The sequence below is a fragment of the Trichormus variabilis 0441 genome (genome assembly GCF_009856605.1).
Lineage (GTDB): Bacteria > Cyanobacteriota > Cyanobacteriia > Cyanobacteriales > Nostocaceae > Trichormus > Trichormus variabilis.
Genome location: NZ_CP047242.1, coordinates 4,550,683 through 4,572,612 on the forward strand (window position 1 = coordinate 4,550,683; position 21,930 = coordinate 4,572,612).

Genomic DNA, 21,930 nt, shown 5'->3' on the forward strand with positions numbered 1-21,930 from the left:
AGCCTTTTAAGGTTGCCGGAGCTTTGGCGAGTCAGAGATAAAAGCCACCCTAACTACATAAATGATGAGTGTTGCTTTATAGGTGAGAAATCCCAAGAATATGGGCATTATTTGCAGTTGATTCCACCGTGATGCCAGCAAAATCAGCGCTATTAATAACGCCAACCGAGTTTTACTCAGCGACTGTTTTTCTCTACCTAAACGCTCAACATCTTTTGCCAACATCCTCAAGTAAACCACACCTGTACACGCCCCTAATAAATAATTCAGGGCAATGTTTAAGGAGTAAAAGATCCAGACAGAGATAAATACAACCCCTGTTAAGACAAGAGTGATTAGCACCAACTCTTGATAGAGTTGATAAAACTCCTGCATAGAAGAGTTTGCTGGTTCTGCGTCCTCAAAACCAGGTTGAGTATCTTGTCGTGTTGTCGGGGTGGGTGCGATTGGTTCTTCTGACAAGCTCACGGGACTTGAAACCAGTACAGCTAACTTATTATGACTGCACATTCAGTCAGCTGAATCATATCACGATCCGGTAACAATACTTTAGAAAAAAACAATTAACTTCTTGTCAGGGAGATATGGATAGGGAAAAATTTACCTTAAGGATAAGGTAGATACGAGGGGAGAGACCAGGAAATGTTTCTTGATCTTGTTGTATAGTTAATCACATAGATACTAGTTAGAGAGTAATTTCTCTATTGACTCTAGTTTCTAGCTCTTATTCCCTAATCTCTAATCCCTGCCTGAGAAACCGCAAGTTTTTAACCGATTTTGGTGAATAACTATCCTCCAATATTGTTGCCAGAGGTCTAGCGTGTGCCTTGATGTTGTGATGGAGTTAGGTTTTATCAAATTAGCTAGTGCTTGAGGCGGGTCACACCACTGCTAAGTTTTCCAAAACCTGGACTTGTAGAGTTTGTCATCCCCAGTATGCTGGGCAACGGCTAGACACACTTCTACTTTACATGAGATTTGCAAAAACGGGTTGTGGGCGATCGCCTATCATGAGGCATAGCTCTTTGCATCTGGTATCAGCATAATCAGCTGTTGCTTAATTAAGCTTCTAACCTCATCTAAGCTTAACTGCACACTTACCAAAATCTCAGCTACGGTAGAATTGCCATCACATTTTTGTAAAAACTCAAACTCTAGTGCTGACAAGTTCACAATTTGGTAATCGTGATTAAATATACATCGACCGGGAAACCCATCGATACAAGGATTTAATTCGGGAATTGCTTGCTGTAAAGCGTCATCACTTGACCAGTCAGCTTTTTTGATAGGTGGACGACCAAGGAAAAATTCGTAATGGGTAACTTCTGGGTCTAGTAATTCTATTAAACGATAACGTTGGCGATCGCTCAATTCTTCAGATCGTTCTATTAACTCTGGTGCTTTCCCTAACAACCTGTCTAAACTCCAAAAGCTGGGATTTGAGAAGCCGATAAACTCTAAACCTGAAGCATCAATCAATTCAAACAATGTATCAATGTTGTAATCCACCTCTTGGGGATGAACGTACATATCAGCAAAGCATTCATCTCGTTGGTTTTCCATTGCCCAACGTTCTTTTTCTCGCTTGACAAGACGATTATTTTCTGGCAGAGAGGCAAATATTTTTCGCCCGACTTGCACACCATCGCGGTAATCACCTCGTTTCTCATTTTGCAGGAGTGCGATCGCTTTTTGCATCAGTTGAATTTCCCAGCGTCCCAACTCTCCATACACAAAAATGTGCATTAGTCCACCAGGAGCTAACTTTTTCGCCAAAGCTTGAATACCACGAATTGGATCTGGTAGGTGATGCAACACACCGACACAGTTAATTAAATTAAACTCACCCGGTAACTGTTCCACATCGTACAAACTCAAGTGATGAAACTCGACGCGGTTTGCACCGGAACGCTGACAACGTTCTTTGGCTACTGCTAGAGTACCTGCACTTAAATCAATTCCAACTACTTGCGCTTGGGGGTTGAGATGTACTAAGTATTCTGTCCCCACACCTGAACCACAACCAGCATCTAATATGCGAATATCTTGCTTTGTTGGTTTTTGTCCTGTGCAGAAGCTGTAAGCCGCTAACCAATTCCAGCGCCAATTGTAACCAGGAGGTGGTTCATCTAGTATCGGTTCTGGCGGGAAGGGATAAGTATCGTAGAGTTTAGCTACAGCATTACTAACGGTTTGAGGGTCGGACATGATGAGGAAGAACGCAGCATTTCTGAGTTTAGCGGATAGGGGTGATTAGGGCAAAGCTTGCTATGCTCAAATTTTATTTAGATTGAGCTAGAATCATCCCTGATGTAGTTAATTGAAGGTTTATCCAACAGCAAAACCTGTAAATTGACGTTTATAAGGCGCGTGAAATCCTAATACAATATCTTCTTTTGGTACACCAGCAGCAATTAATTCATTGGCAATGCCGATTTCTGTACCATATCTTTGTATCCAAATTTTCTCATTTTTAATATCAACATGAATAATGACACCATAAGTTCTTTTTTGTTCTTTCCAACCAATATTTAAAACTTGATAATGATGGCGCTCTGTGTCAAATAACAGTTGAATTTCTGTATCCTAGCTATTAGGCGATCGCTCTCATGATCTACGACCAGTCTGACTTTGATTGGTATGATTTATGTAAAATTCAAGTAGCTTATAATACTAAGTACTTTAGGCTAAGGGAACTTAGGGAGGAATTTTTACCCAATCCCTAGCCCCCAGTACCCAGTACCCTGATTTTTATGCTCAAATAAAAATTAGAGAACCAAAGCGAATTAGAACTTTTTTGGCAGATTTGTTAAAGAACGTAACAAAAATTAGATTTTGTCTTCGCCCTGAAAGAGTATGTACTTCTAGAAATACAAGGGTTGAGACTAAAAAATCTACATACTTCTTAATAAATCACCAGCGTCAACGCAAAACGTTCTAATCTAAAAGCTGATTGGGTTAATTTTACTGGCAGTTTTGAAGGCGTTATTTGTAAATCATAGGTACACCCATGTGTCAAGCCTCAAAGCGACCCAGACTTAACACATAAATTATTATGATGGGAGTTTTACAAATCAGATGAGTGTTAAGGCGAGTGGAGGAAGCTCGGTTGCGCGCCCGCAACTATATCAAACCCTAGCTGTGGCAACAATCACCCAAGCGGAACAGCAAGACCGCTTTTTAGGCAGGGGTGAACTAGATGAACTAGCAAGCTATTTTGCATCTGGTGCAAAACGTCTAGAAATTGCCCAACTTCTCACAGAAAATTCCGAGATTATTGTTTCTCGTGCTGCTAACCGGATTTTTGTTGGTGGTTCGCCAATGGCTTTCTTGGAAAAGCCGAGAGAACCAGAACTGGCAATGGCTGCTGTTGGTGGTGGTGGAGATGTCAGAGAGAGCATGAAGTTGGGAACTGTCACCTATGTGGAAACCCGTGGTGGATTCCTAGAAAACTTGCGCTCTATCTTTAATACATCTCCCAGTGGTCCAACTCCTCCAGGGTTTAGACCAATCAACATTGCTCGTTACGGCCCAAGCAACATGGCCAAGAGCTTGCGGGACTTGTCCTGGTTCTTGCGCTATGCTACTTATGCGATCGTGGCTGGCGACCCTAACATCATTGTGGTGAACACAAGAGGTTTGCGGGAAATTATCGAAAATGCTTGCTCTGGTGAAGCAACCATTGTTGCTTTGCAGGAAATCAAAGCTGCATCACTTTCTTATTTCCGTAAAGATCCAGAAGCCACAGAGATTGTGTCTCAATACATGGATGTTTTGATCACAGAATTCAAAGCACCCACACCATCTAATAAGCTGCGTCAACGTCCCTCTGGTGACCAACAAGGCTTACAACTACCTCAAATTTACTTCAGTGCGGCTGAAAGAAGACCCAAGTTTGTGATGAAACCGGGGTTATCAGCGACTGAGAAAAATGAAGTAGTAAAAGCAGCTTATAGACAAATCTTTGAGCGCGATATTACTCGTGCTTACAGCTTGTCAATCTCTGACCTAGAATCCAAAGTTAAGAACGGCGACATCTCTATGAAGGAGTTTGTCCGTCGTTTAGCAAAATCTCCTCTTTACCAAAAACAGTTTTACCAACCTTTTATTAACAGCCGCGTTATCGAACTAGCTTTCCGTCACATTTTGGGACGGGGGCCAAGTAGCCGTGAAGAAGTTCAAAAATATTTCTCAATCATTTCTAACGGCGGTCTACCAGCTTTAGTAGATGCTTTGGTTGATTCGGCAGAATATGGGGACTACTTTGGAGAAGAGACAGTACCTTACCTACGTGGTTTAGGTCAAGAAGCTCAAGAATGTCGTAACTGGGGACCACAGCAAGACCTGTTTAACTACAGTGCGCCTTTCCGTAAAGTACCTCAGTTTATTACCACATTTGCGGCGTACGATCGCCCACTACCAGATCAACACCCATACGGTTCTGGTAATGACCCATTAGAAATTCAGTTTGGGGCAATTTTCCCGAAAGAAACCCGCAACCCCAGCACCAGTCCCGCACCTTTTGGTAAGGACACCAGACGGATCTTGATTCACCAAGGCCCTGGAATTAACAACCAAGTTAGTAACCCCAGCGCACGAGGTATAGCTCCTGGTTCTCTTGGGCCTAAAGTGTTCAAGTTAGATCAATTACCTGGAACTATCGGTAGAAAAGCAGCTAAGGGTGCAAGTGTCAAGTTCTCCGAAAGCTCAACCCAAGCAGTAATTAAAGCTACTTACTTGCAAGTTTTCGGTCGGGATGTGTATGAAGGTCAACGGCTGAAAGTCCAAGAAATTAAGCTGGAAAACGGCGAAATTTCTGTAAGAGAGTTTGTCAGAGCTTTGGCTAAATCGGATCTATTCCGTAAGCTTTACTGGACTCCTTTCTATGTTTGTAAGGCGATCGAATATATCCACCGTCGCTTATTAGGTCGTCCTACCTACGGTCGTCAAGAAAACAACAAGTACTTCGATATCGCCTCTAAGAAGGGCTTATATGCTGTAGTTGATGCCATTCTGGACAGCCTAGAGTATACCGAAACCTTCGGCGAAGATACAGTTCCTTACGAACGCTATCTAACTCCGGCTGGTGTAGCACTCAGACAGCTACGTGTTGGTACTATCCGGGAAGATGTGGCGAATGTTGAAAAACAAGAAACACCACGTTTTGTAGAACTGGGTACAGTCAAGGAAAATCGGACTCAACCAGATATCGATTTCCGCATCAACCAAGGTGTTACCAAGCAGCGTGAACAAACCAAGGTGTTCAAGCGGGTAGCGGCTAACAACGATAAAACTGCGACCCAAACCTTGATTAGTGCGGCTTATCGGCAAATTTTTGAGCGTGATATTGCACCATACATTGCTCAGAATGAATTTTCAGGCTGGGAAAGCAAACTGGGTAACGGTGAAATCACTGTAAAAGAATTTATTGAAGGTTTGGGTTACTCTAACCTCTACCTGAAGGAGTTCTACACACCATACCCCAACACCAAAGTAATCGAGTTGGGAACCAAGCACTTCCTCGGTCGCGCACCAATTGACCAAGCAGAAATCCGCAAGTATAACCAAATTTTGGCTACCCAAGGGATTCGGGCTTTTATTAACGCTTTGGTAAATAGCCAGGAGTACAACGAGGTATTTGGTGAAGATACAGTACCTTACAGACGCTTCCCGACCTTACCTGCGGCGAACTTCCCCAATACCCAAAAGCTGTATAACCAACTCACCAAACAAAATAATGATGTGGTTATCCCCAGCTTTAAGCCTGTACAAGCGCGGATACAGTCTGATAAGACACCAATTTTAGCGAAGGCGATCGCAGATTTAGCAGCCCAAGCCAAACAAATCGACAAGAGCAAGCCTCTGTTCATTGAATTGGGTCGCTCCTACAACGACGGTCGCGGACAGTCTGTAGAAGTGGGTGTGGGTACAACTCGTCGTAAACCTGCACGTATTTATCGCCTGACCGATGGTATCGGCCAAGCAGAAAAACAACTGGTAATTAACGCGATTTACCGTCAGGTATTGGATGTATTTAGCGGACAAGTACCAGATTATTACCGCCGCACAGAACTAGATAGCAAACTGCGGAATGGGGAAATTTCTGTACGGGAATTCGTGCGGGAAATAGCTAGTTCCGAAATCTATCGCAAGCGTTTCTACACACCTTATCCCAACACCAAGGTAATTGAATTCTTATTCCGTCACCTGTTGGGACGTGCGCCAGCAACTCAAGGCGAAATTCGTCAATATAACAAGCTGCTAGCTGATCACGGTTTGCGTGCTGCGGTAGAAGCAATTGTGGATAGTCCAGAATACAGCCGCTACTTCGGTGAAGATGTGGTTCCTTACCCACGCTTCCCATCACTACCCGCAGGTAACTACCTCGGTAGCGTCCAAGCAGCAGCTGACTTGGTAAAACAATCTTGGTCTAGCTTATCGCCATCCACCCTTACAGGTAGACCAGGCGATCGCTAATTTGTAGGACAGGAGACTGGGAACTAGGTACTGGGAAAAAATTTTTCCAATACCCAGTCTCAGTTTAGGGACTGGGGATTAGGGACTAGGGATTAGGGATTGGGAAACGATTTTCCAATACCCAGTCCCCGATACCCAATCCCTAGTTTTGCTGTAACTATTGTTGGATCGCAGTAAATCTGAAACAAATATTACAAACTGTTAAGAGCAGTCATAAATGCTCAACAGAATGCCGGAGAATATTTTGCGGAAGGTCACTGAGTTTTAAAGCTTGTGTAGTTGTATTAACTCAAGCGAACTTGTATTGTAGTCACAATAGCAGTCACTTCTTTTACTGCTGTGTCCACAAGATGGGAACTAATCTCAGTCACCCAAATTTAAAATCGCACCAGTTTAATCAAATTCTGGTTTCATTTCGTACTGGAGGAATCCATTAATGAGTATCGTCACGAAGTCCATCGTGAATGCTGATGCAGAAGCCCGCTACCTCAGCCCTGGCGAATTAGATCGGATCAAGAGCTTCGTTGCTGGTGGCCAACAACGCCTCCGCATTGCTCAAGCTTTGACCGACAACCGCGAACGTTTGGTTAAGCAAGCTGGCGACCAATTGTTCCAAAAGCGCCCTGATGTTGTTTCTCCTGGTGGTAACGCTTACGGTCAAGAAATGACAGCTACCTGTCTGCGTGACCTAGACTACTACCTCCGTCTTGTTACCTACGGAATTGTTGCTGGCGACGTTACTCCTATTGAAGAAATTGGTGTAATCGGTGTTCGTGAAATGTACAAGTCCCTCGGCACTCCTATTGAGGCAGTTGGTGAAGGCGTACGTGCATTGAAAAATGCTGCTTCCACCCTTCTGTCTGCTGAAGATGCTGCTGAAGCTGGCTCTTACTTTGACTACGTAGTAGGTGCGTTGCAGTAGGGTGCAGCTGTTTCCCTGCTGAAACTGGAATATTGCAATAAGGTTGGAAATAAGGAATTAACAACATGGCTCAAGATGCAATCACCGCCGTCATTAACTCTGCTGACGTGCAAGGTAAGTACCTCGATACCGCAGCTTTAGAAAAACTCAAAGCTTACTTCTCCACTGGCGAACTGCGCGTACGTGCAGCTACAACAATCAGCGCTAACGCAGCTGCGATCGTTAAAGAAGCTGTAGCTAAATCTTTGTTGTACTCTGACATCACCCGTCCCGGTGGTAATATGTACACAACCCGTCGTTATGCAGCTTGTATCCGTGACTTGGATTACTACCTGCGTTACGCTACCTACGCTATGCTAGCTGGCGATCCTTCCATCCTAGATGAGCGTGTATTGAACGGTTTGAAAGAAACCTACAACTCCTTGGGTGTACCCGTTGGCGCTACCGTACAAGCTATCCAAGCTATCAAAGAAGTAACCGCTAGCTTAGTTGGTGCTGATGCTGGTAAAGAAATGGGTATCTACCTAGACTATATCTCCTCTGGCTTGAGCTAGAAGCTGTTTCGCACTTAGTTTATTAAGTGCGGCTTGATGAAGGTCTGGAAATCAATCGTGAGTGCTAGGACGTTCTATTGCTTACATTGATGAGTATTAGCGGTCTGGTATTGATGCTTGATTTCCAGCCTTGGAATGATTAATTAATTAATTTGCGCTCAAGATTTTTTGAGATAAAGAATTTTTCCCAGAATACTGATAGGAGATTTCAAGTTATGTCCCGTTTGTTTAAAATTACAGCGCTTGTTCCTAGCCTCAGCAGAACCCGTACCCAACGCGAACTACAAAACACCTACTTTACCAAGTTGGTTCCTTATGAAAATTGGTTCCGCGAACAACAGCGCATTCAAAAAGCAGGGGGCAAAATTATCAAGGTGGAACTCGCAACTGGTAAGCAAGGTACTAATGCTGGGTTGCAATAATTCCTATAGGCCGAAAATTATTATAGTTAAGTTATGAGAGGGGTCTGTTTAGACCTCTTTTTTCATTCTCTGTGTCTATTTTGAGAGGAGTTTTGAAACGCGGAGGGGCGCGGAGGCTAGCGCAGAGGGACGCAGAGGTTTAACTTAATTAAGTGAGGCTTGGTTTATGAATTTCTCCTCAGCACGACAATATTTTTATCAAGAGATTCAGCAATCTGAGGCGGATATTGACCTAGCTAGGGCAGCTTTGTATATTGCTAAGGAAGAATATCCTAGACTGGATGTAGAGGAATATCTAAGCGCACTCGATACAATGGCAATGGAAGTTGAGGAACGCTTGCCATCTTCACGGTATCCGTTACGGGTGATTCAAGGTATTAATCAGTATTTGTATGACGATTTAGGATTTATAGGGAATCAGAAAGATTATTACGACCCACGCAATAGTTTCTTCAATGAGGTAATTGACCGTCGAGTGGGTATTCCGATTACTTTAGCTTTAGTTTATCTGGAGATTGCCCAAAGGATTGATTTTCCAATGGAGGGGGTGGGATTACCGGGACATTTCCTCATCCGTCCAGCTATCTCTGATATGGAGATTTTTGTGGATGCGTTTAATCGTGGTGAGGTGATGTTTGCCCAAGATTGCCAAGACAAGCTAAATCAAATGTTTAAGGAATCGGTGAATTTGCGCCCGGAATTTTTGGCTAGAGTTAGCAAGCGGCAGTTTTTGGCAAGGATGTTGACGAACCTAAAATATATTTACCTGAGACAGCAGCAATTAGAAAAAAGCTTAGGTGTCGTTGAGAGAATTTTATTATTGTTTCCTGAGGCAACTTCAGAATTGCGCGATCGCGGTTTACTCTACTACCAACTAGGTTACTATCCTCAAGCTACCAATGACCTAGAAACCTACCTAGCAAATGTTCCCAACGCCGAAGATGCGGTAACTATCAAGCGGTTATTGGGAGAGATGAAGTGACTATTGACTATTGACTTTCCGCTACCCGTTTGAGGCGGCGGAGTTGCGCCTGCATATCTTGTTTTGTCCAGACGGCGGCGAAGGTGTTGAAGCCCCAACCAACTAGAGGATTAGGGATGTCAAATTCAAAGCGGTTAATTAGTTGGGTTCCTTGTTCTATGGGTTGACATTCCCAGCGATCGCTTCCTTGAAAAAATCCCTGAAATGTCCACACTACTAAACCAGGTTGGCGTTCGGCGACAACGGTGTTTAAAGTAGGTTGAAGTAGGGGAATTTGAATTATAAAGCGGCTTTTACTACCAATATCTGTACTCCACGTTTCACCCACCGGTTCGCAGCGCAGGACGGGGTTTAGCCAACGGTGCATAAGGGTTAAATCAGTAATACAGCGTTCTACTGTGCTGGCTGTGGCGTTAATTTGAATTGATTGTTCGAGAATTTGGGACATGGTGGTAATTCGTAATCAAGGCATATAGAAAAATTCTTGGCATGAGGCGTTTTTATTACTTTACCCGACAGGGTGAGGCAAGACATTTTTTCTTTATATGCTGAATTTTATTTAATGATTGCAACACGTCCTTGCTTGAAGACGCGATGAATCGCGTCTCTACAGATGGTTTATTTGTCGCATTCTTTTTTCCAATTGGTCTTACTTGACTTGGTTATTTTCTGCATCATCTTCGTTGTGAGAATTTTTAGAGGACTTGTGAGATTTGAATGACCCAAAACTGTAAGCCATTGCTATTTTCACAATGTCAAAATATGCTGGATGATTTTCTTTGTTGACGATCGCTAGAGATATCGACCCTGCAACTAAGATGACTAAAATTGGTGAGAGTGCATCGCTTTTGAAACCGTTGTTGTTGTTTGTCATAACCTAACCTCCTTCCTAGTAGTTGGGAACCTTTGGCTGGGATAATTTAGCCAAAGGTGGGTAATCATGGCGCAAAATTAACTCCAAGACTCAAAGATCATGGCGATCGCCAGTAAACAAACCAGTGAAACTGCCACCCTGGCGATCCAAATCCATGTATCTGGCGATCGCAGTAGCATCAGTACGGGGAGAACTGTAAAGGTGTGTGAGATGACGAAAGCGATCGCCATACCCACCAGCATCAACAGAAAATATTTCACCCCTCTACCAGCCCAAATTAAAATCACATTTTGTTTGTTGTCGAAATTCGATTTCATGATCATTCCTCCGATGTAGAACAAACCTAAGCAAAAAGCCCGTCAGTGCTGAATCACACTACCGGGCTTGTAAACTTCTCATTTATCAAAAGCCAAATGTCTTTAGAAACTTCACCTATTTAGTTGCAAATCATCATTCTCACCAAGCTATCAATCTTCTCAACTGTAAAATAGCTATGGCAGATTGAGCAGATTAGGTCTTTTTATTAGCTATCCTCCAAGCTATCCACGTTTCGAGGATTTGGTCGTATATCGTCTGAATTTCTGCCAATTCTTGATGAGTCAAGCCATAACGATGACTAACGTGGCCGGACAGTTCGACAATAGTTTCGTATTTACCCTGTTTACTACGAGTCACAAACTCACCATGTTGAGTTGCAGATAAAGTCTCAATTAAGAGAAAGGTCATGTGAGAAAAAACCGGCGGTAAATCAACTGAATAACATTGTGTCGGCAGAATTTTTGGCTGACTTTTGTCTTCCAGTCCTGATTTAGGCGAAGTTTCCCAAGGGTTATCCTCTATCTTTAGCTGCATTCTGAGAGTTTTAGAACCCTTAATGAATTCTGGCAATTGTGAGAAGCTATTCATATTTAGATGCTCCGTGATGTTGATTGTTGAGATTTACACTAATCTGCTTATCTCACATATATATAGCTTAGGTATAAGATAATCACATCTAATTAAAATTTGCAAGTACTTTAGTGGCATTTTTTTGACCCAAGAGGTTTATCCATGAAAATAGATATATTTTTTATATATATTTATATCACTAGGGTATATCGCGAGGGAAAGCAGTCCCAATCACAAAAATTCATCCCCAGGGATAAAATAGAGGACTTTAATAAGTATTTTTACTTAATAATCTTGGATTAAATGCTTTGTTATCACTGGGGACTTCCAGATAAAAAATATCCAAAATGTAGGGTGCGTCAGTATGAATATTTCCTTGGCACAGCTAGGTTTTTTTGGACTGACGCACCCTACTAACCGTCAACTGGGAATAATTTATTTTTTGGTGTTTCCCTAGTAGCAAACATTTATTGTGTAGTTATTGTGAAATGTGTATAAATACCCTTTCCCGAACCAAGGGACTGTGTTATAAGAAGTTATCTCACATACTGATAACTAAGTGAATATATTGTGTGGAGCCAGGATGAAATGATGATTGCTGCTGACGTGTTTCAGCTTCCAGAAGATTTCATCACAGGAGTAGCAACCAAATATGGTGTTACAAAAACAGAGCTTGATGCCTTAGTTTTGGCATTACACGATCACTCTGGTGCTGAGATTGCTGCCAAGCTAGATATTTCTCAACCTGCGGTAAGAAAAAGACTAGGAGAGAGTTACCGCAAATTAGGTATAGAGGGTAAGGGCAATAAAAAAATTAATGGACTGAGGCAAAAGCTATATGAGCAATACCAGCTCACTTATCAACACCCTGTATTTTCATCGGAAGACTGGGGAGAAGCTGTTGATGTGGCCGGGTTTCGGGGGCGAAAGGAACCACTTCTAGAATTGGAACAATGGATAGAAGGTAATGGTTCTAATCGTTGTCGCCTAGTGGCGGTATTGGGAATGGGGGGAATAGGCAAGACCGTATTAGCGGCGATGGTCGCTAAGAAAGTCCAAAAGGAGTTTGATTATTTGATTTGGCGATCGCTCCGCAATGCTCCATCACTGGGAGATATTCTCACACAACTGCTGCGCTTTTTAGCTAATGAAAATGAAAATGATTTAGCAGACACTGATAACAATAAAATAGTCAGACTGATAGATGTTTTAAGAAAAAAAAGATGTTTGGTAATTTTAGATAATGTTGAATCAGTCCTTCGTAGTGGCGAGGGCAAAAATCAAGAATGGGCTGGTGAATATCAACCAGGATACGAAAACTACGGTTATTTATTTAAAAAAGTAGCCGAAGCTTCTCACGAAAGTTGCTTGTTATTAACTAGCCGAGAAAAACCCAAAGAGGTAGCAGCCTTAGAAGGTAAAAATCTGCCTGTCAAAGTGTTGCAGCTATCAAGTCTTAACTTAGCAGAAGCTAGGGAAATTTTGCTGGATAAGGGGTGTTACTGCACTGACGAACAGTTAGATGAATTAGTCAGACGTTATTCTGGCAATCCTTTAGCGCTGAAGATAGTGGCGACTACAGTTTATGAGTTATTTAGTAATAATATCAGTGAATTCCTCGCCCAAATTCACCAGGAAAGTGCTGTATATGGAGATATTCGCACACTTTTAAAACAACAATTCCAACGACTTTCAGATTTAGAAAAAAAAGTGATGTACTCCCTGGGGGCTAATCGTGAGTATGTTTCTTTTCGAGAGATTAAAGATGATTGGCTAACCACAGAATCGCCAATCAAAATTATGGAAGCCTTGGAGTCTTTATTGCGGCGATCTCTAATCGAGAAGGCTTCGCCTACGCTCATCGAAAAAGCTTCGTCTACTCAGGGAGAAAAAGAGGCAGAATCCAGTAAATTTGGACTGGAATCTGTGGTCATGGAATATATCACCGCCAAATTTATCGAAAACTCTGTGGAGGAATTTAGTCAGAAAAAAAAACTCGATTTTATTAACACCTATCCCTTGATGAAGGCGCGATCGCTTGATTATATCCGCCAGATTCAAGAACGGTTAATCTTAGAACCAGTCAAGCAGAAGTTACTCAATATTTTTGGCACAGAACTAGAACTGCATTTACGCAGAATGCTAGGAAATTTACAAAAAGAACCCCTACCAAAAAAAGGCTATGCTGCCGGTAACTTGATTAATCTCTTGCGTCAACTACAACTAGATAAGTTTCCCGATGAATCCCCCATCGATTTGAGTGGGCGAGATTTTTCTGGTTTAACCATCTGGCAAGCTTATTTTAAAGAAGTGAAGTTAAGAGAAACCATCTTTGCCAACTCTGACTTAACTGGTTCTGTCTTCACTGAAACCATGTCTAGTGTGGTGTCAGTGAGATTTAGTCCTGATGGCAAATACTTTGCTACAGGTTTGATGAATGGAGAAATTCGCCTGTGGCAAACCACAGATAATAAACAACTGCGTATTTATAAAGGTCATACCGCTTGGGTTTGGGCATTTGCCTTTAGTCCCGATAGTCGAATGTTAGCTAGTGGTAGTGCTGACTCGACAATTAAGCTTTGGGATGTTCACACAGGCGAATGTCTAAAAACACTCTCAAAAAATGCTAACAAAGTCTACTCAGTCGCTTTCAGTCCTGATGGTCGCATCTTAGCCAGTGCCGGTCAAGATCACACCATTAAACTTTGGGATATAGCCACAGGGAATTGTCAACAAACTCTCCCAGGTCATGATGATTGGGTGTGGTCTGTCACTTTTAGTCCAGTTACCGATGATAAGCCGTTGTTACTCGCCAGTAGCAGCGCTGATCAGCATATCAAACTGTGGGATGTTGCCACAGGTAAGTGTCTGAAGACTCTCAAAGGTCATACTAAGGAGGTTCACTCTGTTAGCTTTAGTCCCGATGGTCAAACCTTAGCCAGTAGTGGCGAAGACAGCACCGTCAGACTGTGGGATGTGAAAACAGGACAGTGCGGGCAAATATTTGAAGGACATAGTAAAAAAGTTTATTCTGTACGCTTTAGCCCTGACGGAGAAACCCTAGCTAGCTGTGGCGAAGACCGCAGCGTCAAACTTTGGGATATTCAACGCGGTGAATGTACCAATACCCTATGGGGACATTCTAGCCAAGTTTGGGCGATCGCCTTCAGTCCTGATGGACGTACACTAATTAGCTGTAGCGATGACCAAACAGCCAGACTTTGGGATGTCATCACAGGTAATTCCCTTAATATCCTGCGCGGTTACACCCGTGATGTTTATTCAGTCGCCTTTAGTCCCGATAGTCAAATTCTCGCCAGTGGTCGTGATGACTACACTATCGGACTCTGGAACTTAAACACAGGAGAATGTCACCCCCTACGGGGACATCAAGGACGCATTCGTTCCGTCGCCTTTCATCCCGATGGGCAAATACTCGCCAGTGGTAGCGCCGATAACACCATTAAGCTGTGGGATATCAGCGACACTAACCACAGCAGATGTATTCGTACACTTACAGGACATACTAACTGGGTATGGACGGTGGTCTTTAGTCCCGACAAGCATACCCTCGCCAGCAGCAGTGAAGACCGCACCATCCGCCTGTGGGATAAAGATACAGGTGATTGTCTCCAAAAATTAAAGGGACACAGCCATTGGGTATGGACAGTAGCTTTTAGTCCTGATGGCCGCACCTTAGCCAGTGGCAGTGCTGACAGTGAAATTAAAATTTGGGATGTTGCTAGCGGTGAATGTCTGCAAACTTTGACAGATCCTCTGGGCATGATTTGGTCGGTAGCATTTAGTCTCGATGGCGCATTACTTGCCAGCGCTAGCGAAGACCAAACAGTCAAGTTATGGAATTTAAAAACAGGCGAATGCGTCCACACCCTCACAGGACACGATAAACAGGTTTACTCAGTTGCATTTAGTCCCAATGGGCAAATTTTAGCTAGTGGTAGCGAAGATACCACCGTGAAGCTATGGGACATCAGCAAAGGTTCATGTATTGACACTCTCAAACATGGACATACAGCCGCAATTCGTTCTGTAGCTTTCAGTCCTGATGGCAGATTGCTTGCTAGTGGTAGCGAAGATGAAAAAATTCAACTGTGGGATATGCAAAATTGTAGCCGCCTGAAAACCCTCAAATCTCCTCGCTTGTATGAAAATATGGACATTACCGATATCACAGGTATTACAGACGCGGAAAAAGCTTCTTTGAAAATGTTGGGTGCAGTTGAGGAAAGTTAAGTTTCTTCAAACCAGATCCCTGACTTCTTCCAGAAGTTGGGATCTGAAACTTTGCAAATGTTACCTTGATGAGGAAAAAATGTTTTATAAATACTTCCATAGATATATGTATGTCGGTGTATATTTTTGGTTTGTTATTCTTTGATCAACATAATTTCCTGAGTCATATCTCTGAAATTAGAGAAGATTTTACTCTTAAACAGGTGTGCATTACCACCAATCAAAATCTATAAAGATAGGTGGTGAAAAGTGTTTTTAAATCTCATCAATCCGCCAAATAAATTTATAAAATTCCTTGGTTTTGTACAAGATATGGTAGATACAGCAAAGGTTTTATCACTACCATCATCAATATGGCAACCAATTGATAACCGTTGGAAGTTATCAAAAATTGTTTTGATTGGCGAATATATTAAATATAGAACTTTTAATGGAGCTAACAAGGCTCTGCCTGTACTGGCATCTAGTTTAGTAAATGCTGGGTTTAACAGAGTTATTCAGCTAGATTTAGAGCGTCCTGACTTGACTATTGATCATGTTTTACATGAAGTAAGAAACGCTGATTTAATCATTTTCGCTGGTTGCTTAACTACTCAATGGCAAGAAATTGATGAACATAGCAAAAAAGTATTTACAGAACTAAAGAAACATGGACGGAAAAATGTTCCAATTTTAGTTGGTGGTTATGCGACAAAAAGCGTCAAAGATATTGCTCAACTTACCCCTTGGATCACCGGATTTTGTGATGGTGAGGGTGAAGAATCAATTGTAGAAATTGCTTACGCAGTTGCCAAAGGGAACTTCTACAGAAACATGAAACATTTACCTGGATTGTGTTTCATGAACAAAGATAAGGAATTTTACCGCGTTACCTCTAACCATAGCCAGCCTAATAGATTTCACCATTCTATTGCACCTAGAGTTGAGAATTTTGATGACATAGACCAAAATTTGGGGTTAATTCATATTCCCCAAATTCATAATATGGATATTTTTAAAACTAAAGACGGAAGGCAACTAAAAACAGCCCAGATTTTTACTCAAAGAGGTTGTCCCTGGGGCTGTGGCTTCTGTAATAAAAGTCAGGAAAATAATCATATAGTCAGATTAAGTGAAGCTTCTTTCCGTCAGCAGTTGCGGCAATTAAAACAGCGTGGTTATGAAGCAGTTTATCTCGATGTTGATACTTTTACTGCCCATGTAACAGCAGCTAAAAAGGAAGCAGAAATTCTTAAACAAGAAGGTTTTGTTTGGGGTTCAAATACGAGAATTGACAAAATTGACTATGAACAGATGCGCTATTTAGTAGAGCATAACTGTGTCTATATGTTCTTTGGTGTTGAGCATAGCTTACCAGAAGTATCCTTAGCTAATCATAAATTTAATGGCTCGATTCAAAGCCAAATCAAGCAAGCCTTTGATTACCCATCTAATATAAAAAAAGCATTTCAGGATATGAATAAAGCTGGATTACCCAGCAGTTACTTTTTGATTTTAGGACTACCAAAAGCCAAGCTGAATGAAGATAAAACCGAAATTATCGGTTATGAACCAACAACTTTAGAAGATGATCTGAGGACAATTCGTTTTGGCTTAGAAGAATGCCATCCTGATTTTTTGAACTTTAACATACTGCGATTTATGCCGGGAAGTTTTGCGGCTGATACACCTGGCGATTGCAGCTACTCTTGTGTACGTCCTTCTGGGAATAAACCAATTACCGCCGGCTATTTCTTACAACGCGCTGTCCAACAATATGGCTATCCCCAGTCGCCCACACATGGAGTTTACCGACTGTGTGAGTCAGTAGGTAGATATCAGCCTATAAGCACAGCAATAAATCCCCAACGGGTTTATGACACAATTTGCTACGCCATGCAATTGATCAACGCCAAAATCGACGCAGGCGGTAAAGCTACAAAGTTATTTATTGACAAAGATTTACTAACTTTAGGTTTAGTTAGTCAAGATGAACAGGGAAGATATGCGATCGCTCCTTTAGAAGATTTTGCCAGAGTTTAGGGGTATAGGGGTGTAGGGGAAGAAGTGGAGTCTAAATTCTGCCCTTACACCCTTACACCCTCACACCCTTATCCTCTCATCCTCCCAAAGTTACGAAATCTTGAATATATATTCACCAAACCCGGATTTTAAGCAAAAATCTCCGGCTAACATTCCCTTAGTCACTTGTCAATGAGTACATATTTCATGTACTCACTAGTATAGTAAAGATAAATTTTTGTGAAGCGAGGACTACGGATGTACATTGTACAGATTGCCTCGGAATGCGCTCCTGTAATTAAGGCAGGGGGTTTGGGGGATGTTGTCTATGGATTGAGTCGGGAATTAGAGATTCGGGGCAATTGCGTCGAACTAATTCTGCCCAAGTATGATTGTATGCGCTACGACCATATTTGGGGATTACATGAGGCTTATTTAAACCTGTGGGTTCCCTGGTTTGGTGCAGCAATTCACTGTACTGTTTACTGCGGTTGGGTACATGGACGGGTGTGTTTCTTCATTGAACCCCATTCCGAGGACAATTTCTTTAATCGGGGTTGCTATTACGGTTGTGATGATGATGATATGCGCTTTGCCTTCTTTAGCAAAGCCGCTTTAGAATTTCTCCATCAAAGCAATAAGCGTCCTGATATTATCCATTGTCATGATTGGCAAACAGGCTTAGTTCCTGTGATGCTCTATGAGATTTACAAGTATCATGGTATGGACACTCAAAGGGTTTGCTACACCATCCACAACTTTAAACATCAAGGAATTGGTGGTGTCAAAACTCTCTGGGCGACAGGGTTAAACAGAGAAGCTTATTACTTCCAAAATGATAAGTTACAGGATGACTTTAACCCCTTTGCCTTAAATTACATGAAAGGCGGTATAGTCTACTCCAATGCTGTTACCACAGTTTCACCAAACCACGCTTTAGAAGCACAATATACTGATGTTGGTTGTGGCTTAGGTCATACTTTGTATCAACACAAAGATAAATTTAGTGGGATTCTCAACGGTATTGATTACGATTTCTGGAACCCAGAAATTGATCGTTACATCCCCTACAACTACAACCAAGAAGACTTTGAACAAAAACTATATAACAAAAAAGCTTTACGCGAGCGCTTGTTGCTGCAAGCTGCTGATAAACCAATCATTGCTTACATTGGGCGTTTAGATAATCAAAAAGGTGTACATCTTGTCCACCACGCCATTTATCATTCCTTGAATAAAGGAGCGCAATTTGTATTATTGGGTTCAGCAACAGAAGCAGGAATCAATGCTCATTTCCGGCATGAAAAACAGTTTTTAAATAACAATCCTGATGTCCATTTAGAATTGGGCTTTAACGAAGAATTGTCCCATTTGATTTACGCCGGGGCTGATATGATTGTTGTTCCCAGCAATTATGAACCCTGCGGCTTAACACAAATGATTGGTTTGAAGTATGGTACTGTTCCCATTGTGCGCGGTGTTGGTGGGTTAGTAAACACGGTATTTGACCGAGATTATGACCAAAATTTACCACCAGAAAAACGCAATGGTTACGTATTTTATCAATCTGATAACCAAGCTTTAGAATCAGCAATGAATCGGGCAATTGATTTGTGGTATCAGTCTCCTGAAAAATTCCAACAATTGGCAATTCAGGGCATGAAATATGACTACTCATGGAATAATCCAGGCAAGGAATATTTAGATATTTACGAATGGATTAAGTACAAATGGTAGATGAATAATTTGTAATTCAAGTAGGGTGGGCAATGCCCACCTTTTGATTTTTTTTGTAGGAGTTGCCCAGTTTTGAGAATGTTAGGTTCCGTTCCTCCACCCAACCTACACCAGTCTAAGTTGTTAGCCTTAACTAAAATGTATTGATCTATAAGCTTGTTTCAAAAAAAATTACAAATCCTACATTTCACAAATTACGAATTAAACCAGTGCTTTGAGTAAAGCTTGTAATTTAAGTTGCACTTCCGCAAATTCTCTGTCAGGATCAGAACCGGCAACTATACCAGCACCTGCATAAAGTCTAGCGCGATCGCCATCTATTAAGGCGGAACGAATCCCGACAATAAATTCACAGTTACCTTGAGAGTCTATCCAACCAAGGGGCGCAGCATATAAACCCCTCTCAAATGTTTCATAGCGACGAATCTCTTCACAGGCTATATCCCTGGCTGCACCGGCTACAGCTGGTGTGGGGTGTAGTTGGGCAATAATCTTTAATGGGTGGACATTGGCGGGAACTATGGCGTTGATTGGTGTCCACAGGTGTTGGATATTAGATAATTGTCGTAGACGCGGTGGTAATACTTGGGGTAATAGACCCAGTTGAGTAAGGCGTTGAGTAATGAAATCCATTACTAATAAATGTTCATGTCTTTCCTTTTCGCTATTTAGTAAGCGATTAGCATTAGCTGCATCTTCAGCAGGTGTTTTTCCTCGTGGCGCAGAACCCGCTAAAGCATCAGTAATTAACTGTTGGTTATGAATAGTAATTAACCTTTCTGGACTGGCACCAATAAAGTTTTGTCCTTTGCCATTACTGGTAGAAAATATATAACAATTAGGATGAGTTTTACGCAGATTATTTAATGAATGTAATAAATTAAAGTGCTGATTTGAACTCACATCCAAGATATCAGCTAGAACTACTTTGCTTAATTCCTTAGACTGAATTTTTTCTAATGCTGATGCCACTGATTTTTTATATCTTTCTCCATTAGTCACTAATTTTTTACTGAGATTAGTGGGAAAATAATCAAGATTAGATGAATAAGGTTCCAGGGAATTTATAAGCTCTATTTTATCTAGTAAATTTTGTAATAATATTTGAATATTAACGCTAGAGTTAATAACTGCATTCATCACCAATGTACAACATTGATTTTTTACAGATATTTGCCAACGTGGTAAAAAAACTGTTGCCGCAGGAAAGGGATAGTCTAGTTTATTTTTTTCTGCAAAGAAGCTGAAGTAACAAAAAAAGTGAGGACCGGCAAAAGGTTGGCTAGTGTTACCAAAATTAACTATATTTTCTAAATTAGATTTAATAAAATACTCTGATTGAATGAAGCGTTCTTTACCATCAATTTGTAATTTCGTAACTGCATCAATGCCGGCGATCGCTTCTCCTTTAACTTTGTTCTCAAAGTAAAAATTTATTGCATTTGCTTGCGCTAATTTAGCAAATACGGCCAAAGGATCAACCCAGTCAATTTCCAAAGAAACGCTCACAATCTGCCTACAATGATTTTTGAGGCAATTTTGTTGCACAGCTAACAAAAATTGATAGAGGTCTTTTTGTTCGACAAATAAGCTACGACGACATGGTGAAACTGTCATGGATGTAAAAAATAGTAAATTTTTTTTAAGTTATCTTCCAAAGTGTAATTAATCATGGTCGTATTTCTACAGGTAACATATTCAGTCACCATTTCACCAGAGTATGATTTTTCTTGTTGATGGTGTTCCCAGACTCTTACCAAAGTCCTTTAGGGGTGGGTGTAAGGGTGTGGGGGTGTGAGAGATACTTCCAAAAAAGATAGTAGCTTTATTTAACCTGTACTCTACTAGCTAGAGGTATTGTTTGTAATTTTCAATTTTGAATTGTTTACCACAACTGATGACTACAAAGCAAATTTCTCATACTAAAATTAAGCTATGGATGGCGGCGATCAAACCGCCGATGTATAGTGTTGCCATCATGCCTATTTGGGTAGGAAGCGCAGTTGCATTTGCTGAAAATAAAGTTTTTAATTTAGCAGTATTTTCTACTTTTATTTTTGCAGCAATTTTAATTCTGGCTTGGGAAAATATCAGTAATGATGTATTCGATTCAGAAACAGGAATTGATGTAAATAAACATCATTCTTTAGTAAATTTAACTGGCAAGAAGGCTTTGGTGTTTTGGTTAGGAAACTTGTGTTTAGTTTCTGGACTATCGGGGATATTAGCGATCGCCACTTGGCAACAAGACCCCACAGTTATCGGTATCATCTTGTTATGCTGTGGTTTGGGCTATATGTACCAAGGCCCTCCCTTTCGTTTAGGATACCAAGGTTTAGGGGAAATTCTGTGCTTTTTTGCCTTCGGGCCTTTAGGAGTGTCAGCAGGATACTATAGCCAAACCCAAACTTGGTCAATCACAAGTTTAGCCGCCTCCGTCATTGTCGGGATTGTCACCAGCTTAATTTTATTTTGCTCCCACTTCCACCAAGTTGATGATGACATTAAAGCAGGTAAGCGATCGCCCATTGTTCGTTTAGGTACAGCCAACGGTGCAAAAGTTCTCACTTGGTTTACAGCCAGCATTTACCCCTTTAGCTTGCTGTTTGTAATTTTGGGATTCTTCCCTGTGTGGACGCTGTTAAGCTGGCTAAGTCTACCTTACGCCTTCAAATTATGTCGCCACGTCCAGCAAAACCACAACCAACCAGAAAAAGTCAGCAATTGTAAATTCATTGCCGTAGCGGTGCATTTCTGGAGTTGCTTACTGTTGGGTTTGGGGTTTGTCATTGCAGGCGTTTAACGTGAGTTCGACGGAA

General features: G+C 41.5%; 16 protein-coding genes and 1 pseudogene. 9 read left to right on the forward strand and 8 right to left on the reverse strand.

The features are described 5' to 3' along the window. Nucleotides 1–6: 6 nt before the first annotated feature. From GSQ19_RS18790 to GSQ19_RS18800, 3 genes and pseudogenes are all read right to left on the reverse strand, one after another. Complete coding sequence (locus tag GSQ19_RS18790; RefSeq protein ID WP_041456793.1) at nt 7–468, reverse strand: ATP synthase subunit I; 462 nt, start codon at nt 466–468, stop codon at nt 7–9. Nucleotides 469–1,008: 540 nt separating this feature from the next. Further along, on the reverse strand, nt 1,009–2,208 hold the full coding sequence (locus tag GSQ19_RS18795; protein WP_011319384.1) for a class I SAM-dependent methyltransferase: 1,200 nt from the start codon (nt 2,206–2,208) through the stop codon (nt 1,009–1,011). Between the two features lie 120 nt (nt 2,209–2,328). Beyond that, nucleotides 2,329–2,583 (reverse strand): annotated as a pseudogene (locus GSQ19_RS18800) (element excision factor XisI family protein); the annotation flags it as partial. 495 nt (nt 2,584–3,078) lie between these two features. Between GSQ19_RS18800 and GSQ19_RS18805 the strand changes: the two are divergent. From GSQ19_RS18805 to GSQ19_RS18825, 5 genes are all read left to right on the forward strand, one after another. Beyond that, on the forward strand, nt 3,079–6,477 hold the full coding sequence (locus tag GSQ19_RS18805) for a phycobilisome rod-core linker polypeptide (protein ID WP_011319385.1): 3,399 nt from the start codon (nt 3,079–3,081) through the stop codon (nt 6,475–6,477). A 436-nt stretch (nt 6,478–6,913) separates the two neighbouring features. Next, nucleotides 6,914–7,399, forward strand: a complete 486-nt coding sequence (gene apcA, locus GSQ19_RS18810; RefSeq protein ID WP_010994198.1) for an allophycocyanin subunit alpha — start codon at nt 6,914–6,916, stop codon at nt 7,397–7,399. A gap of 65 nt (nt 7,400–7,464) precedes the next feature. Further along, on the forward strand, nt 7,465–7,953 hold the full coding sequence (gene apcB, locus GSQ19_RS18815; RefSeq protein ID WP_010994199.1) for an allophycocyanin subunit beta: 489 nt from the start codon (nt 7,465–7,467) through the stop codon (nt 7,951–7,953). Between the two features lie 215 nt (nt 7,954–8,168). Beyond that, nucleotides 8,169–8,375, forward strand: a complete 207-nt coding sequence (locus GSQ19_RS18820) for a phycobilisome linker polypeptide (RefSeq protein WP_010994200.1) — start codon at nt 8,169–8,171, stop codon at nt 8,373–8,375. Nucleotides 8,376–8,541: 166 nt separating this feature from the next. Next, nucleotides 8,542–9,357: a SirB1 family protein gene (locus tag GSQ19_RS18825; RefSeq protein WP_011319386.1), complete on the forward strand. Its 816-nt coding sequence runs from the start codon at nt 8,542–8,544 to the stop codon at nt 9,355–9,357. 7 nt (nt 9,358–9,364) lie between these two features. Here GSQ19_RS18825 and GSQ19_RS18830 read toward each other — a convergent pair whose 3' ends face one another. The 4 genes from GSQ19_RS18830 to GSQ19_RS18845 form a co-directional block, all read right to left on the reverse strand. Then, nucleotides 9,365–9,805, reverse strand: coding sequence for an SRPBCC family protein (locus GSQ19_RS18830; RefSeq protein ID WP_011319387.1), 441 nt, complete (start codon nt 9,803–9,805; stop codon nt 9,365–9,367). 201 nt (nt 9,806–10,006) lie between these two features. After that, a complete protein-coding gene (locus tag GSQ19_RS18835; protein ID WP_011319388.1) occupies nt 10,007–10,231 on the reverse strand; it encodes a hypothetical protein in 225 nt (74 codons plus the stop codon). A gap of 77 nt (nt 10,232–10,308) precedes the next feature. Further along, complete coding sequence (locus GSQ19_RS18840) at nt 10,309–10,548, reverse strand: hypothetical protein (RefSeq protein WP_224311691.1); 240 nt, start codon at nt 10,546–10,548, stop codon at nt 10,309–10,311. A gap of 193 nt (nt 10,549–10,741) precedes the next feature. Then, complete coding sequence (locus GSQ19_RS18845) at nt 10,742–11,137, reverse strand: hypothetical protein (protein WP_011319390.1); 396 nt, start codon at nt 11,135–11,137, stop codon at nt 10,742–10,744. 552 nt (nt 11,138–11,689) lie between these two features. On the opposite strand from GSQ19_RS18845, the gene GSQ19_RS18850 reads away from it, so the two are divergent. The 3 genes from GSQ19_RS18850 to glgA all read left to right on the forward strand — a co-directional run bounded on the left by GSQ19_RS18850 (nt 11,690) and on the right by glgA (nt 19,111). Next, nucleotides 11,690–15,373 (forward strand): WD40 domain-containing protein, encoded by a 3,684-nt coding sequence (locus tag GSQ19_RS18850; RefSeq protein WP_104009927.1) that lies wholly within the window; start codon nt 11,690–11,692, stop codon nt 15,371–15,373. Between the two features lie 249 nt (nt 15,374–15,622). Next, nucleotides 15,623–17,395, forward strand: a complete 1,773-nt coding sequence (locus GSQ19_RS18855) for a B12-binding domain-containing radical SAM protein (RefSeq protein WP_011319392.1) — start codon at nt 15,623–15,625, stop codon at nt 17,393–17,395. Nucleotides 17,396–17,632: 237 nt separating this feature from the next. Continuing rightward, the gene (gene glgA, locus GSQ19_RS18860) at nt 17,633–19,111 is read left to right on the forward strand and encodes a glycogen synthase GlgA (RefSeq protein ID WP_011319393.1); all 1,479 of its coding nucleotides are present in this window, start codon (nt 17,633–17,635) and stop codon (nt 19,109–19,111) included. 201 nt (nt 19,112–19,312) lie between these two features. On the opposite strand, the gene GSQ19_RS18865 is transcribed toward glgA, so the two are convergent. Beyond that, on the reverse strand, nt 19,313–20,728 hold the full coding sequence (locus GSQ19_RS18865) for an isochorismate synthase (RefSeq protein WP_011319394.1): 1,416 nt from the start codon (nt 20,726–20,728) through the stop codon (nt 19,313–19,315). A gap of 280 nt (nt 20,729–21,008) precedes the next feature. Between GSQ19_RS18865 and menA the strand changes: the two genes are divergently transcribed. After that, nucleotides 21,009–21,914, forward strand: a complete 906-nt coding sequence (gene menA, locus GSQ19_RS18870) for a 2-carboxy-1,4-naphthoquinone phytyltransferase (RefSeq protein ID WP_011319395.1) — start codon at nt 21,009–21,011, stop codon at nt 21,912–21,914. The last annotated feature ends 16 nt before the right edge of the window (nt 21,915–21,930 follow it).

Bases quoted from the DNA above. Each gene is read 5' to 3' on its own strand.
- GSQ19_RS18795 (WP_011319384.1), bottom strand. From the start codon at position 2,208: ATGTCCGACCCTCAAACCGTTAGTAATGCTGTAGCTAAACTCTACGAT.
- GSQ19_RS18805 (WP_011319385.1), top strand. From the start codon at position 3,079: ATGAGTGTTAAGGCGAGTGGAGGAAGCTCGGTTGCGCGCCCGCAACTA.
- apcA (WP_010994198.1), top strand. From the start codon at position 6,914: ATGAGTATCGTCACGAAGTCCATCGTGAATGCTGATGCAGAAGCCCGC.
- apcB (WP_010994199.1), top strand. From the start codon at position 7,465: ATGGCTCAAGATGCAATCACCGCCGTCATTAACTCTGCTGACGTGCAA.
- GSQ19_RS18820 (WP_010994200.1), top strand. From the start codon at position 8,169: ATGTCCCGTTTGTTTAAAATTACAGCGCTTGTTCCTAGCCTCAGCAGA.
- GSQ19_RS18825 (WP_011319386.1), top strand. From the start codon at position 8,542: ATGAATTTCTCCTCAGCACGACAATATTTTTATCAAGAGATTCAGCAA.
- GSQ19_RS18830 (WP_011319387.1), bottom strand. From the start codon at position 9,805: ATGTCCCAAATTCTCGAACAATCAATTCAAATTAACGCCACAGCCAGC.
- GSQ19_RS18835 (WP_011319388.1), bottom strand. From the start codon at position 10,231: ATGACAAACAACAACAACGGTTTCAAAAGCGATGCACTCTCACCAATT.
- GSQ19_RS18840 (WP_224311691.1), bottom strand. From the start codon at position 10,548: ATGAAATCGAATTTCGACAACAAACAAAATGTGATTTTAATTTGGGCT.
- GSQ19_RS18845 (WP_011319390.1), bottom strand. From the start codon at position 11,137: ATGAATAGCTTCTCACAATTGCCAGAATTCATTAAGGGTTCTAAAACT.
- glgA (WP_011319393.1), top strand. From the start codon at position 17,633: ATGTACATTGTACAGATTGCCTCGGAATGCGCTCCTGTAATTAAGGCA.
- GSQ19_RS18865 (WP_011319394.1), bottom strand. From the start codon at position 20,728: ATGACAGTTTCACCATGTCGTCGTAGCTTATTTGTCGAACAAAAAGAC.
- menA (WP_011319395.1), top strand. From the start codon at position 21,009: ATGACTACAAAGCAAATTTCTCATACTAAAATTAAGCTATGGATGGCG.